This window comes from Pseudomonas aylmerensis (assembly GCF_001702265.1).
In the GTDB taxonomy this organism is placed as follows: domain Bacteria; phylum Pseudomonadota; class Gammaproteobacteria; order Pseudomonadales; family Pseudomonadaceae; genus Aquipseudomonas; species Aquipseudomonas aylmerensis.
Map to the genome: position 1 here is coordinate 39,195 of NZ_MAUE01000040.1, position 14,055 is coordinate 53,249.

The 14,055-nt window shown below is 63.8% G+C and carries 13 protein-coding genes; 7 read left to right on the plus strand and 6 right to left on the minus strand.

Annotation, left to right across the window (positions count from 1 at the left end; all coding sequences use genetic code 11):
* Window positions 1-3: 3 nt before the first annotated feature.
* On the minus strand, window positions 4-867 hold the full coding sequence (locus BBG20_RS24255) for a universal stress protein (RefSeq protein ID WP_065907943.1): 864 nt from the start codon (window positions 865-867) through the stop codon (window positions 4-6).
* Between the two features lie 150 nt (window positions 868-1,017).
* Here BBG20_RS24255 and miaE point away from each other — a divergent pair, with 150 nt between their 5' ends.
* On the plus strand, window positions 1,018-1,620 hold the full coding sequence (gene miaE, locus BBG20_RS24260; protein ID WP_065907945.1) for a tRNA-(ms[2]io[6]A)-hydroxylase: 603 nt from the start codon (window positions 1,018-1,020) through the stop codon (window positions 1,618-1,620).
* On the opposite strand, the gene BBG20_RS24265 is transcribed toward miaE, so the two are convergent.
* Window positions 1,576-2,775: an MFS transporter gene (locus BBG20_RS24265; RefSeq protein ID WP_065907947.1), complete on the minus strand. Its 1,200-nt coding sequence runs from the start codon at window positions 2,773-2,775 to the stop codon at window positions 1,576-1,578. The two genes, miaE and BBG20_RS24265, sit on opposite strands and share 45 nt — an antisense overlap.
* Before the next feature lie 157 nt (window positions 2,776-2,932).
* Between BBG20_RS24265 and BBG20_RS24270 the strand changes: the two genes are divergently transcribed.
* The gene (locus BBG20_RS24270) at window positions 2,933-3,640 is read left to right on the plus strand and encodes a response regulator (protein WP_065907949.1); all 708 of its coding nucleotides are present in this window, start codon (window positions 2,933-2,935) and stop codon (window positions 3,638-3,640) included.
* Window positions 3,641-4,918, plus strand: a complete 1,278-nt coding sequence (locus BBG20_RS24275) for an ATP-binding protein (RefSeq protein ID WP_065907951.1) — start codon at window positions 3,641-3,643, stop codon at window positions 4,916-4,918. It begins immediately after the preceding gene.
* Window positions 4,919-5,049: 131 nt separating this feature from the next.
* Here the strand turns inward: BBG20_RS24275 and BBG20_RS24280 are convergent, their stop codons facing one another.
* The 4 genes from BBG20_RS24280 to BBG20_RS24295 all read right to left on the minus strand — a co-directional run bounded on the left by BBG20_RS24280 (window position 5,050) and on the right by BBG20_RS24295 (window position 9,192).
* Window positions 5,050-5,841, minus strand: coding sequence for a MipA/OmpV family protein (locus tag BBG20_RS24280; RefSeq protein ID WP_083221476.1), 792 nt, complete (start codon window positions 5,839-5,841; stop codon window positions 5,050-5,052).
* A gap of 20 nt (window positions 5,842-5,861) precedes the next feature.
* Window positions 5,862-7,685 (minus strand): serine hydrolase domain-containing protein, encoded by a 1,824-nt coding sequence (locus tag BBG20_RS24285; RefSeq protein WP_065907953.1) that lies wholly within the window; start codon window positions 7,683-7,685, stop codon window positions 5,862-5,864.
* A gap of 94 nt (window positions 7,686-7,779) precedes the next feature.
* Window positions 7,780-8,268 (minus strand): GFA family protein, encoded by a 489-nt coding sequence (locus BBG20_RS24290; protein WP_065907958.1) that lies wholly within the window; start codon window positions 8,266-8,268, stop codon window positions 7,780-7,782.
* Window positions 8,269-8,301: 33 nt separating this feature from the next.
* Window positions 8,302-9,192, minus strand: a complete 891-nt coding sequence (locus BBG20_RS24295) for a LysR family transcriptional regulator (RefSeq protein WP_065907961.1) — start codon at window positions 9,190-9,192, stop codon at window positions 8,302-8,304.
* Window positions 9,193-9,383: 191 nt separating this feature from the next.
* Here BBG20_RS24295 and BBG20_RS24300 point away from each other — a divergent pair, with 191 nt between their 5' ends.
* From BBG20_RS24300 to BBG20_RS24315, 4 genes are read left to right on the plus strand one after another with little or no spacing between them, the layout of a single operon-like run.
* Window positions 9,384-10,202 (plus strand): FAS1-like dehydratase domain-containing protein, encoded by an 819-nt coding sequence (locus tag BBG20_RS24300; protein WP_065907963.1) that lies wholly within the window; start codon window positions 9,384-9,386, stop codon window positions 10,200-10,202.
* 29 nt (window positions 10,203-10,231) lie between these two features.
* Entirely contained in the window at window positions 10,232-11,395 is a 1,164-nt protein-coding gene (locus tag BBG20_RS24305) for an acyl-CoA dehydrogenase family protein (protein ID WP_065907965.1), read from the plus strand.
* 10 nt (window positions 11,396-11,405) lie between these two features.
* A complete protein-coding gene (locus BBG20_RS24310) occupies window positions 11,406-12,755 on the plus strand; it encodes an MmgE/PrpD family protein (RefSeq protein WP_065907966.1) in 1,350 nt (449 codons plus the stop codon).
* 13 nt (window positions 12,756-12,768) lie between these two features.
* Window positions 12,769-13,962 carry a CaiB/BaiF CoA transferase family protein gene (locus BBG20_RS24315; protein ID WP_065907967.1) on the plus strand — a complete coding sequence of 398 codons (1,194 nt, stop codon included), beginning with the start codon at window positions 12,769-12,771 and terminating at the stop codon, window positions 13,960-13,962.
* Window positions 13,963-14,055: the final 93 nt, after the last annotated feature.

Below are 14,055 nucleotides of genomic sequence, written 5' to 3' on the forward strand. Positions count from 1 at the left end.
GTGTCAGGCCTGGGTGGCCAGTTCCTCCAAGTGATCCATCAGCTCCTGCGGCTTGAGCACCAGCACGTCGCTTTCCACCTCATCCAGCACCACCTCCGCCGTATTGCCGATCAGCGCCCCGGAAAGCCCGGTGCGCGCCACGGTGCCGATGATGGTTACCGCCGCCTGCCATTTATGCGCCGCGAACGGGATCAGCACATCCGCCGGGCCTTCCTCGATATGCAGGTGCGCATCGTCCACATCGAACTCAGCCTGGAAGGCCTTGCATTGCTCGCGATAGCGCGCCTCGATGGTCTCCTTGAGCTGGAAGGTCGGGTCCGCCGCCGACAGCATGGGCGACGGATGGGCGCTGATCACATGCAGCTGCGCCTTGGCCAGGCTGGCGATATCAAAGCCATGATCGATGATCGAATTGTGCAGCGAACGGTGCTCGCCATCGGTGTTGCCCACATCGATCGCGGCCAGGATCACCCCGCCAGCCCACGGCGTAGCGGTCTTGACCAGCAGCACGGCCGTTGGGCAGTAGCGCAGCAACTTCCAGTCCGCCGGGGTCAACAGGGCCTTTTTCAACGGGCTGTCGGGGAAATGCTGCTTGATCACCAGGCCACAGCCTTCAGCCTGCTGCACGTCGATGATGGTTTCGTGCAGGCTCTCATTCCAGGCCTGCTCGGTGGTGACGCTGTAGCCATCCTCTTGCAGGGAGGATTTAAGCAGGCTCAACAGCGCCGAGTGCTCGTGCTTGCGGTCGCACACCAGCAGGTGCAGGTGCGCGCCGGTGACCCCGGCGATCAACTTCGCGCGCTTGAGGGCCAGGCTTTCCGAATGCTCGGGCTCGATGACCACCAGGATGCTGCGAATGGCTTGCATGATCGGGATCTCCAAAAAGGGGCGGGCTGGAACAACTATAGTTGCTGCTCGCCGGACGTCATGTTGATGCACATCAAGGCCGGTGGCTGGTGGTCTGCGGCGCGGTCGGTATAATCGGCGCCCTTTTGTGATCCTTTACCCGTGAGCCCGATGAACCTGCCCGAAATCCACGAATTCCTCGGCTGCCGCACCCCCGACGCCTGGGTCCAGGCCGCGCTGGCCGATCAGGACACCCTGCTGATCGACCACAAGAACTGCGAATTCAAGGCCGCCAGCACCGCCCTCAGCCTGATTGCCAAGTACCACGGCCATGTTGACCTGATCAACATGATGTCGCGCCTGGCCCGCGAAGAGCTGGTGCACCACGAACAAGTCATGCGCCTGATGAAAAAGCGCAAGGTTGAACTGCGCCAGTTGCACGCCGGGCGTTATGCCTCCGGTTTGCGCAAGGTGGTGCGCAGCCACGAACCGGTCAAGTTGGTGGATACGCTGGTGGTCGGCGCATTTATCGAAGCGCGCAGTTGCGAGCGTTTCGAAGCCCTGGTGCCGCATTTGGACGAAGAACTCGGCAAGTTCTACTTCGGCCTGCTGAAAAGCGAGGCGCGGCACTTCCAGGGTTACCTCAAGCTGGCCTACCAGTACGGCGACGCCAAGGACATCGCCCACGTGATCGAGCGGGTGCGGGCGGCCGAGCAGGAACTGATCGAGTCACCCGACATCGAGTTCCGCTTTCACAGTGGCGTACCAGCCTGAGGCCACGGCCACGCCGATCAACGCGGTGATCGCGGTCAGCAGCAGGATCACCGTTTGCGTGCCCAACGGGCTGGCCAGCAGCGCAACCGCCAGGCCGGCCATCGGTTGTGGCAGGTTGTTGAGCAGGGTGATCACACCGACGGTCTTGCCGAAATCCTGCACCGGGATGACTTTTTGCCGGACGCTGCGCATGTACACGCTGTACATCTTGTCGAAGCCGATCACCAGCAGAAAGCCCAGGGTGTAAGCCCACAGCGTCGGGCTGAGGGCGGTGATCAATGCGCCGACGGCGATCAACACGTACGACAGCCCACCCAGCACTTTCAGCGGCAGTGCGCTGCGCGCCAGGTAAAACAGAATCGCGATGGTCACCAGGGCGCCGGCGGCTTGCAGCAGGGCGTAGGCATCCTTGTCTGCCGCGTAGAGACCGATGACCATGGCGGCGGACGTGGCCAGCGTGACCCCGATGATCAAGTTGACCCCGACCGTCAGCGCAATCAAGCGCTTGAGCCCCGCCAACTGCTGGATATGCCCGAAGGCAATGCGCAGCGGTTGCACCCAGATATCCCGGTGCTGCGCATGGTGTGCAAGCGTCACTGTATTGCTGCGCTGCCAGGCCCACATGGCCAGGTCCGCCAGCACAAACAGGCCGGCGATGCCCAGTACCACCCAATGCCAGGCCCACACTTGCAGCATCAGTGCGGCAATCAGCGGCCCCAGCACCAAGCCGCTCTGGTCGGCGATCTGCGAGTAGGAGAGGGTCTTGGCATAACTGTATTGCTGGAAAACATGCGGCATCAGCACTTCGCGGGCCATGATGCCCTGGGTGGTCAGCACCCCGCACAGCGCGGAAAGCCCCACGATCCAATAAATCCCGTCGAACACCGCGTACAGTGCCACCGCCACCCCACACGCCAGCGTCCGGTAGACCTGGCTGATATGCAGGATGCGCACCGGGGAAAACTTGTCACACAATGCGCCGCACACCGGGAACGCGAGAAAGCGTGGCAGTGACTCGACGAAAAACGCCAGCCCGGCCCACGACACACTCTGGGTGGTCTGAAACACGATCAACGGCACGATAAACAGCAGGATCTGGTCTGCCAGCCGTGACAGGAACAGTGAAACGAAGAACGCCAGGTAATCCTTGCGCATACAACTCCCTGTGAATGGCGTTAAAGAGTGCGGGCTATTTGTTAAAAACTCTTAAAAGCATGAAGGTTCGTCGGCCGCCGTTGACCAGTGGGGTCAGAGGCCCAGCTTGCCACCTATAATGCCCACTCTTCAATCCGCCTTTGCACACTGAGAACTTATGGAAAACCTGGGTCTGGGCAAGGTCCTGCTCGTTGAGGACGACGAGAAGCTGGCAGGGCTGATCGCGCACTTTCTGTCGCAGCATGGCTTCGAGGTGCGCGTGGTGCACCGCGGCGATGAAGCCCTGGCGGCGTTTCTCGAGTTCAAGCCGAAAATCGTCGTGCTCGACCTGATGCTGCCGGGGCAGAGCGGCCTGCATGTGTGCCGCGAGATTCGCAATGTGTCCGACACGCCGATTGTGATCCTCACTGCCAAGGAAGATGACCTGGACCACATCCTCGGCCTGGAGTCCGGAGCCGACGACTATGTGATCAAGCCGATCAAGCCCCCGGTGCTGCTCGCACGCCTGCGCGCGCTGCAGCGTCGGCAGGCGCCGGAGCCGACGGTGCGCGGCTCCATCGCCTTTGGCCGGCTGGCGATCGACCGCAGTTGCCGGGTGGTCAGCCTTGGGGAGGAGCAGGTCGACCTCACCACCATGGAGTTCGAACTGCTGTGGTTGCTGGCCAGCAGCGCCGGCAAGATCCTCTCGCGCGACGACATTCTCAACCGCATGCGCGGCATCGCCTTCGATGGCCTTAACCGCAGCGTCGACGTGTACATCAGCAAGTTGCGCAGCAAGCTCAATGACAATCCCCGCGAGCCGGTGTGCATCAAGACCATCTGGGGCAAGGGCTATCTGTTCAATCCGTTTGCGTGGGAGGTCTAGATGCTGCGGCTGTTTCTGCGCCTGTATGTGATTCTGGCGATCGGCCTGGCGGCGGCGATCTGGCTGGTCAACTACACCTTCGACGAGCTGTTGCCCGAGGCCAATGAAACCTATAACCGCGAAGCCCTGCGCGGTCCGGCCTATGGGCTGGTAGAGCAATTACGGCCGTTGCGCGGGGACGAGCGCCAGGCCCGGCTGGACGAGCTGCAAGTGCATTACGGCCTGCGCCTCAAGCTGGTGCCCAAAGACACCCAGGCGCTGAGCGCGCGTGAACAACAACTGCTGGCCGAAGGGTTGCTGGTGGTGCGTGGCGACTTCCAGGAATTCCTCACCAGCATCGACGGTGGCCCGCAGTTGCTGGAAATCAAGCTGCCGGAAGAGCCCAAATGGCTGTACCTGTGGGCCTATGGGTTTCTCGGGTTGTGCCTGGCCATCGTCCTGTACTTCTGGGTGCGCCCGCACTGGCGGGACCTGGAGCATATCCGCCTGGCCGCGCAACGCTTTGGCGACAACGACCTCGGCTCGCGCATCCTGCTGCCGCGCCGCTCCACCGTGCGTGAGCTGGCCGGGCACTTCAACCAGATGGCCGAACGCATCGAAAGCCTGATCGCCAATCAGCGTGAACTCACCAACGCGGTGTCCCACGAGCTGCGCACGCCGATTGCGCGGTTGTCGTTCGAGCTCGACCAGCTCAAGCAACAGGCCGACCCGCGCGAGAGCCGCGCGTTGATCGCCGACATGTACGCCGACCTCGGCGAGCTGGAAGAAATGGTCTCCGAACTGCTCACCTATGCCAGCCTGGAGCGCGGCGCCACCCAGGTGACCCGCGAGCGCATCGAAGCCCACAGTTGGCTCGACAGCGTGATCGGCAGCGTGGCGCTGGAGGCCGAGGCGGCTGGCATCCAGCTGTCGCTGCGCACCTGCGAGGTGGACTTTATCCAGATCGAACCGCGCTTCATGGCACGTGCGGTGATCAACCTGCTGCGCAATGCCATCCGCTACGCCGAGCGCCGGGTCGAAGTGTCGCTGGTCAAGTTCGGCAGCGGCTATGAAGTGCGCGTGTGCGACGACGGCCCCGGTGTGCCCGAGGACGGTCGCGCGAAGATCTTCCAGCCATTCATGCGCCTGGACGCCAGCCGCGACCGCCGCACCGGTGGCTTCGGCCTCGGCCTGGCGTTGGTGCAGCGGGTCTCGCAGTGGCATGGCGGGCAGGTGCAAGTACTGGATTCGGAGTGGGGCGGGGCGTCGTTCCGGATGACCTGGGCGTATGCCGAGTAACAAGCGTCCATCGTGCAGAACTCACCGGTGGGAGGGGGCTTGCTCCCGAAGGCTTTCTGTCAGTTAACACATGAATCAACTGACCGAGCGCTTTCGGGAGTTCCCTCCGACAGGTTGATGGGGCTACCTCATCAGAACGTGTATTCAAGCACGCCCATCACCGACGTTTGTAGCCTGCGCTCGACAATTGGGCTCTTGCCCGCTTCATCCGCCAGGTACTGCACATCGAGCAGGGTCGAGAATTCGGTGTGTTCGCTGATCGGCACGCTCCACACCAGGTTCAGGCCGTTGCTGATATTGCCTGCACCGGCCTTGTAGGCCTGGAAGCGGCTTTGCGCCGCTTGGCCGGTGGTCACGCCGTACCAGGTCTGCAGGTAATTGCGGTCCCCAAAATGGCTGCTGAGGCTGGCGTCGACCGAACCGTAGCGGCCGTCATAGAGGTTGGTGCCCAGGCTCAGTTCCAGGTGGGTGAAGGCCTTGCCGCTGTCCTTGTGGTCGTCTTCCTTGAGCGCGTGCTCCAGGGTCGCGCCGACGATTACGCCGCCCAGGTTGTAGCTTGCGCTTACCCCCACTTGCGGGCGGGCCTTGATCTCGCCCATGCCCTTGAGTCGCTTGGAGCCGGCGTGCAGGCTTTCGTTCTTGTCTTTACGCGAACTGCTGGCGCCCACGTAGGTGCTGAAACTCAAGGCATTGCCTTCATACCCCCAGCCCAGGCCCTTGTCGGTGTCGAGGAAAATCCCCCACGGGCTGACGACTTTGCCGCCCAGCAGCGGCGCGCTCATGCGCTGGTCGCTGCCGCTGTAGCGCGGCGCGTTGGCCACGCCGGCCTTGAGGCTGTATTGCCAGTCTTCGGCCAGGGCGCGGTCGGCACCGGCCAGCAGACACAGTGAGGAGAGCGACAGGCACAGGGTGGTCGAGCGCATAAGAATGTCCATCCAGGGGGTTAGAGAACCAGGGGTTTATGAGGGGATTGCGTGCGTTTGAAGGCGTAGCCCGAGGCGCTGAGGCCGTTGACCTGGCGGCTCACGGTGTCGCCCAGGCCATAGCCGTTACCGGCCAGCACCGCGTGAGCGTTGTCGACCGGCAGCAGGATGTAGTCGGTCAGCGGTTCGTCGTGTCGTTGGCCGCGCATCACCAGGAAGCCGTCTTCCAGGCGCACGCTGACACCGCTCAACGGTGCGTCGGGCTCATGGGTGTTGAGCACTTGATACGTGCCGATGGTGTCGGCCCAGGCCAGGGGCAAGGGTGGCGGCTCGATGCGCTCGCCGATGGCAATGCGTTGGCCGTGGCTGCGTGCGGTGAGCATCTGACGGCCTTGCACCGTGACAACGTCCAACTGGATGCGGCTGAGTTCGCCGAGGTCCTTGAGCCAGAAGCCGAGGACTTTTTTCTGCGCGCGCAACCAGCCTTCGTCGTCGCGCAGCAACTCGAAATCGAAGCCGGCCAACTCGCCAGCCAGCCGGCTGTGGCCATCCTTGATGCGAAACACGCCCCAGGCGGTCGCATAGAACCCGGCCAGGCGCTTGCGGTCGATGGCCGCCGGCACGTGGCGCAACTTGAGGCCATGGCTGGGCGCCTGGCAGTCATCGGCGCAGACTGCCTGGCCGGTTTGTGCCTGCAGCATCAGGCGCAGGGTGTCGGTGGCCAGCGTGGCGACCAGTTCCTCGGCATGGCTGTCATTGGCCATGATGATCACGCCCAGTTGCTGGTCCGGCAGCAGGGTCAACTGTGCAGCGAAATCATCCCCTCCACCGCTGTGCTGGTAGGTGCGTATGGCGGGGCCGACCGGTTCGTCACCGCAGGGCGCGAGGAACCAGGCCAGGCCCACCTGGCAGTCGAAGTCCAGCGCGTTGCCGGTGTTTTGCTGGGTGAACATCTGCTCAATCGAGGCACTGCGCAGCAGCCGCTGATCTTTGTAGAGGCCGTGGGCAAACAGCATCTGCAGGTAGCGCGCGAGGTCCTTGGGGCTGGTCCACAAACCGCCTGCGGCGAGGTCGCGCACCTGGGCATCGGGGCTGGCAATCCCGTCCTCGTAGCCTTGGGCGCGGTAATCCTGCGCGCTGCGGGTGCCGGTAAAACCCGACTGGTTCATCTCCAGCGGCTTGAGCAGGCTGTGCTGCAACTGGGCTTCGAAGCTGTTGCCGCTGGCGCGTTCGATGGCGGCTCCGACCAGCGCATAAGCAAGGTTGGAATAGGCCACTTGAGAGCCCGGTGGACTGCTCAACCACACGCCGGAGATGCGCATCGGCATCTGGCCCATGGCGAAGTCGCTGCGCAGGTCGCGCAGGTGTTCGCTGGGCAGGCCGGATTGGTGGCTGAGCAACCGCCGCAAGGTGATATCGCGGTCGGCGGCGGCCGGGTCGGCATGAAAGCGCGAACGCACATGGAACTCGCGCAGGGTCTGCTGGATCGGCGCATCCAGGGCCAGCCGCTGTTGCTCCACCAGTTGCAAGGCTGCCGTAGCCGTCAGCAGTTTGGAAATGCCGCCGGCGCGAAACGCCGTGTTTGGCGTGACCGGCACGCCCCGCGCCTTGTCGGCCAGGCCGAAGCCGCGCGCCCAGATCAGTTCCTGGCCATTGACCAGGGCAATCGACAGGCCGGCCACGTTGTCGCGCGCCATGTCGCGCGGAATACGCGCCTGCAGGTAGCGAATGACGGCGCCGTAGTCACCCTTGGGAATCGGCGGCGGGGCCGGCGATTGCCCTTGGCAACCGAGACTGCCGAGCAGGCAACCCAACAGCGGAATACCGCGCAATGTGCGAACCATGAAGAGCACCCGGATGGCCGTTTGGATGCTCGAATGCTAGGGAAGCGCGGTCCGACAATCTTTGCGAGCTTTGTCGGGAAACTGTCAAAGACTGTTAACGGGTCAACCCCAGGCGCTCATGCCATTGGGCGATGGATTCTTCGGGGTATTCCTCGAACTGCAGGTCGCCCTTGCGCACGCTGACCTCGACCCATGGCGCCTTCGAACCGAGCATCAAGTGCGTGTGTTGCGGCGGTACCGGCAAGGGCGTGTCGATGGCCGAGGCGAACGGGTGGATCAGTTCCGGCCATTCCGGGCTGAACAGCCACAGGGCGCTGCCGCACTGCGAGCAGAAGTGCCGCTCGGCCGTGCTGGCGTGGGCGCGACTGGCGCCGTCGGGCTTGAGCCGCGCGTGATAGATCGAAATCTGTTTGCGGCCCTGGACCTTCAAGCTGTGGGTGTCCCCGGCCAGGTTGATCGCGTAGCCGCCACCGCCTTGGGTCTTGCGGCAGATAGAGCAATAGCAACGCTGGTAAGGGTAGGGGTGGGCGCTGTTCAGGCTGAACGTCACGGCGCCGCAATGGCAGGATCCTTCGAGTTGCATGGGGCGTCTCCTCTGGCAAGGTGACTTTTGAGCTTAGGCGCTCTGCGGCATCAGCGTGGCGATCAATGCACGAATGGTCCCCGGCAGTGCTTCCAGCTCGCGTACCAGGATGCTGCGCTCGCGAATCGCCCAGGGCTCATCCAGCTTCACCGCCACCAACTGCATGGTGCGACTGTGCCGCACGGCGGCAGACTCTGGAATGATGCCGATCCCGACCCCGGCCTCGACCATCCGGCAGATCGCCTCGAAGCTCGACACCTGGATGCGCAACGACAAATGTTTGCCCAGGCGTTCCACGTGCTCACGCAGGAAACTCAACAACGTGCTGCCTTCATGCAGGCCGATATGCTGGTAGGCGAGCGTTTGCTCCAGTGTCACCGAGGGCAGCTGCGCCAGCGGGTGGTCGACCGGCACCATCAGTACCAATTCATCGGTGCTGAAGTGCAGCACCTGCAGACCCGCGGCCTCCACGGGGCCGGCGATGATGCCCATGTCGCTGGTGCCATCGAGCACGCCGCGCACGATATCGCGGGACAGGCGTTCCTGCAGGTCCACGGTCACGCCGGGGCGCTGCGACAGGAAACCCGCGAGTACCTCCGGGAGGAACTCGGTGACCGCCGTGGTGTTGGCGAAGATGCGGATATGCCCGGCAGAATCGACGCCGTACTGGGTGAACTCACTCTTCAGGTAATCGACCTGGCGCATGATCAACCGCGCATGGTGCAGCAGCCGTTCGCCCGCCGGGGTGATCTCCACGCCACGGCTGTCGCGGTACAGCAGGCGCGTGTCGAGTTGGCCCTCCAGGGCTTTGATCCGCGCACTCGCGGCAGCCGGCGAGAGAAATGCACGCTTGGCGCCCTGGGTAAGGCTGGGGGATTCGGCGATATGGATAAACAGGCGCAGGTCGGCGAGATCAAAGTGCATGCAAGACACCTATTCGGGCAACGGTGATGGCAACAAGGCGCGGGCAGGCCAGCGCCTACAAGGAATACGCTTGTAAATGAGGCTGGCGTTCAGCATAACCGAACGCTGGTTTATTGAAATGCAAATTCTCAGAACGGGCACGCGCTTGCATGATCCGGGGCAGACACTCACTGCCCGAGGACCTGCACCCGATGAGCGCCACTGATTGGATCGGCCGAAGCGAAACCGCCCACGATCACCTGAGCCCCAACCTGCTCAGGCGAATCGCCGCCACCTTCGGCGAACCCGTGCCAGAGCAGGGTGCTGACCTGCCACCGTTGTGGCAATGGTGCTTTTTCCAGGACCCGCTGCCGGAGACTGCCCTGGGCACCGACGGCCATCCGGCCCGGGGCGGTTTCCTGCCGCCGGCCGACAATCGCAATCGCATGTGGGCCGGTGGGCGTATCGAGTTCCTGCACGCCTTGCGTGCCGGTGAGGCGGCGACGCGCGTGTCGACCATCACCCAGGTCGAAGAAAAGACCGGCCGCACCGGTTCGCTGCTGTTCGTTACCGTGCGCCACGACTACTCCCAGGACGGCCGCCTGGCCATCCGCGAAGAACAGGACATCGTCTACCGTGAACCGACGCCACCCAAGGCCGGCAGCGGCGATGCCCTGGCACGGGGCGAGTGGAAAGAGACGGTCGACCCGACGCCGACCCTACTGTTTCGCTACAGCGCCGTGACCTTCAACGGCCATCGCATTCACTACGACTACCCCTACGTCACCGGCACCGAAGGCTATGCCGGGCTGGTGGTGCATGGTCCGCTGATCGCCACCTTGAGCTTGCGAGCCTTTTGCCGTGCGCATCCGGACGCGACCTTGCGCCATTTTGCCTATCGCGGCGTACGCCCGTTGATTGCGCCGCAGCCGTTTGAAGTCGGCGGGCGCGTGACCGCCGACGGTGTCGCCGCGCTATGGGCGGGCAATGCGGACGGCCTCGCGCAGACCGCCGAAGTACGTTTCGAATAATCCAAGAACAACAGGCGGAGAGCCGTGACATGCACCCCAATGACAACGAAGAACTGAATGCCATCCGCGAAGGTGTGCGCGCCTTGTGCGCCGAATTCGACGCGGCTTACTGGCGCAAGATCGATGAAGAAAAGGGCTTCCCCGAAGCGTTCGTCAAGGCGCTGACCGACGCCGGCTGGCTGTCGGCGATGATCCCTGAAGAATACGGGGGCTCCGGCCTGGGCCTGGCGGAAGCCTCGGTGATCCTCGAGGAGGTCAACCGCTGCGGCGGCAATTCCGGCACCGTGCACGGCCAGATGTACAACATGTTCACTTTGCTGCGCCACGGCAGCGAGGCGCAAAAACGCTTCTACCTGCCCAAGCTCGCCGGCGGCGAATTACGCCTGCAGTCGATGGGCGTGACCGAGCCCACCACCGGCACCGACACCACCAAGATCAAGACCACTGCGATCAAGCGCGGCGACAAATACGTGATCAATGGCCAGAAGGTCTGGATCTCGCGGGTGCAGCATTCCGACCTGATGATCCTCTTGGCGCGCACCACGCCCCTGGCCGAGGTGAAGAAAAAGTCCGAGGGCATGTCGATCTTCCTGGTCGATCTGCGCGAGGCCATCGGCAACGGCCTGACCGTGCAGCCCATCGCCAACATGGTCAACCACGAGACCAACGAGCTGTTCTTCGACAACCTGGAACTGCCCCTCGATAGCCTGATTGGCGAGGAGGGCAAGGGCTTCAAATACATCCTCGACGGCCTCAACGCCGAGCGCACGCTGATCGCCGCCGAATGCATCGGCGACGGCCGCTGGTTCATCGAAAAGGCCAGTGCGTATGCCCGCGACCGCGTGGTGTTTGGCCGGCCCATCGGGCAGAACCAGGGCGTGCAATTCCCGATTGCCGAAGCGCATATCGAAATCGAAGCGGCCGACCTGATGCGCTGGCGCGCCTGCGAGGAATACGACAGCGGCCAGAACGCCGGGGCCAGCGCCAATATGGCCAAGTACCTGGCGGCCAAGGCGTCCTGGGAGGCAGCCAACGCCTGCCTGCAAACCCACGGCGGCTTCGGTTTTGCCTGTGAGTACGACGTCGAGCGCAAATTCCGCGAAACCCGCCTGTACCAGGTGGCGCCGATCTCGACCAACCTGATCCTGTCCTACGTGGCCGAGCACTTGCTCGAACTGCCACGCAGCTTCTGAGGCCCTGACCATGAGCCATACCCAAGCCCTGTGTCGGTTCCTTGCCGAACTGAACTACGACCACTTGCCCGAGCCCGTGTTGGCGCGCACCGAAGACCTGTTCCTGGATTGGCTGGCGTCGGCGCTGGCCAGCCAGGGCGCACACCCGATTCCGTTGTTCGAGCGCTATGCGCAAAAGATGGGACCGAGCAGCGGCCCGGCGCAGGTGATCGTCAACGGGGGCAGCAGCAGTGCGTATTTCGCCGCGCTGGTCAACGGCGCCGCGTCGCATCTGGTGGAGCAGGACGACCTGCATAACAGCTCGGTGCTGCACCCGGCAACGGTGGTGTTTCCCGCCGCCTTGGCCGCGGCGCAGGACCTTGGCAAATCCGGCCGTGAGTTGCTGCTGGCCGCGGTGGCCGGTTATGAGGCCGGGATCCGCATCGGCGAATTCATGGGCCGTTCCCACTACCGCATCTTCCACACCACGGCCACCGTCGGCACGCTGGCGGCGGCCGTGGCGGTGGGCAAGTTGTTGGCGTTCAACCAAGAACAATTCATCAACCTGCTCGGCAGCGCCGGCACCCAGGCCGCCGGGCTGTGGGAGTTTTTGCGCGACGCCGCCGACTCCAAGCAACTGCACACGGCCAAGGCCGCAGCAGACGGATTGCTCGCCGCTTACCTGACGGCGGAGGGGCTGACCGGCGCGCGCAATATCCTGGAAGGCGACCAAGGCCTGGCGGCGGGCATGTCCACGGATGCCGAGCCGAGCAAATTGTCGGCTGGCCTGGGCAGCCGCTGGGCGCTGCTGGAAACCTCGTTCAAGTTCCACGCCTCGTGCCGGCATACCCATCCTGCCGCCGATGCGCTGTTGGATTTGATGCAGCGCGAAGGCCTCAGCGCCGCCGACATCAGCCACGTGCAAACGCGTGTGCACCAGGGCGCCATCGATGTGCTGGGGCGAGTGAACGTGCCGACCAGCGTGCACCAGGCCAAGTTCTCCATGGGCACCGTGCTGGGATTGATCGCCGTGCATGGCAAGGCCGGGCTCACCGAATTCCACGAATGGGCGTTGACTGATCCTGGCGTGGCGGCGTTTCGCGACAAGGTCAGCATGACCCTCGACCCCGAAGTCGACCGCGCCTATCCGCAGCGCTGGCTGGGCCGCGTCACCGTCACCACGGTGGACGGCCGCACGCTGCACGGCGCCATCGACGAGCCCAAGGGTGATCCGGGCAACACCTTGAGTCGCGCGGAACTGGCCGACAAATTCCAGCGCCTCACCCAGTTCAGCGCCGCGCGCACACCGGCCCAGGCCGACGCATTGATCGCCAAGGTCTGGGATTTGCGCAACGCCGCGTCCATGGCCGATTGCCTTTGAGGAAGGAACTGTCATGAGCAACCAACGACCGCTGGACGGCATCACCGTTGTCAGCCTGGAACATGCGATTGCCGCGCCATTCTGTACCCGCCAGCTGGCGGACCTCGGCGCCCGCGTGATCAAGATCGAACGCCCCGGGGCCGGTGATTTTGCCCGTGGCTACGACGAACGCGTGCGCGGGCTGGCCTCGCATTTCGTGTGGACCAACCGCTCCAAGGAAAGCCTGACCCTGGACCTCAAGCAGGACGAAGCCGGCGATATCCTCGAAGCCCTGTTGGCGGATGCCGACGTGCTGGTGCAGAACCTTGCACCCGGTGCGGCGGCGCGCATGGGCTTGTCGTTCGAGGCGCTGCACGAGCGTTTTCCTCGGCTGATCGTCTGCGATATTTCCGGCTATGGCGAAGGCGGGCCCTACGAGAAGAAGAAAGCCTACGACCTGCTGATCCAGAGCGAAGGCGGCTTTTTGTCAGTCACCGGTGGCCCTGGCGAAGACCAGATGGCCAAGGCTGGTTGCTCCATCGCCGATATCTCCGCCGGCATGTACGCCTACAGCGGCATCCTCTCGGCGCTGCTGCTGCGTGGCAAGACCGGCAAGGGCAGCCGCATTGACGTGAGCATGCTCGAAAGCCTGGTGGAGTGGATGGGCTACCCGATGTATTACGCGTTCGACGGCGCACCGCAGCCACCCCGTGCCGGCGCGGCGCATTCGACGATCTACCCGTATGGGCCGTTTCCCACCGGCGACGGCGGCACGGTGATGCTCGGCCTGCAGAACGAGCGCGAATGGGCGGCGTTCTGCGACAAGGTGCTGCTCACCCCGCAATTGGCCACGGACGAGCGCTTCAGCGCCAACTTCAAGCGCTCGGCCAACCGTGAGGTACTGCGCCAGATCATCGTCGACAGCTTTGCGCAGTTGGATGCCGAGGCGCTGATCCAGCGCCTGGAAGACGCGCAGATCGCCAGTGCGCGCGTCAACGACATGCAAGGTGTGTGGGACCACCCGCAACTCAAGGCGCGTGATCGCTGGCGTGAAGTCGACAGCCCGGCCGGTCCGCTGCCGTCGTTGCTGCCACCGGGGCGCAATGCGGCATTTACCCCGCGCATGGATGCCGTTCCTGCGTTGGGCCAGCACAGCCAAGCGATTCTCGACCAGCTCGGCTTCAGCGCCGAAGCCATCGAAACCCTGAAAACACGCGGCGTCATTTGACCCCGCACCCTTTGTAGGCGCCGGCGTGCCGGCGATGGCGTCCTTGAGTCTTGGTTTGACCTCTGGGCCGCTATCGCTGGCCAGCCAGCGCCT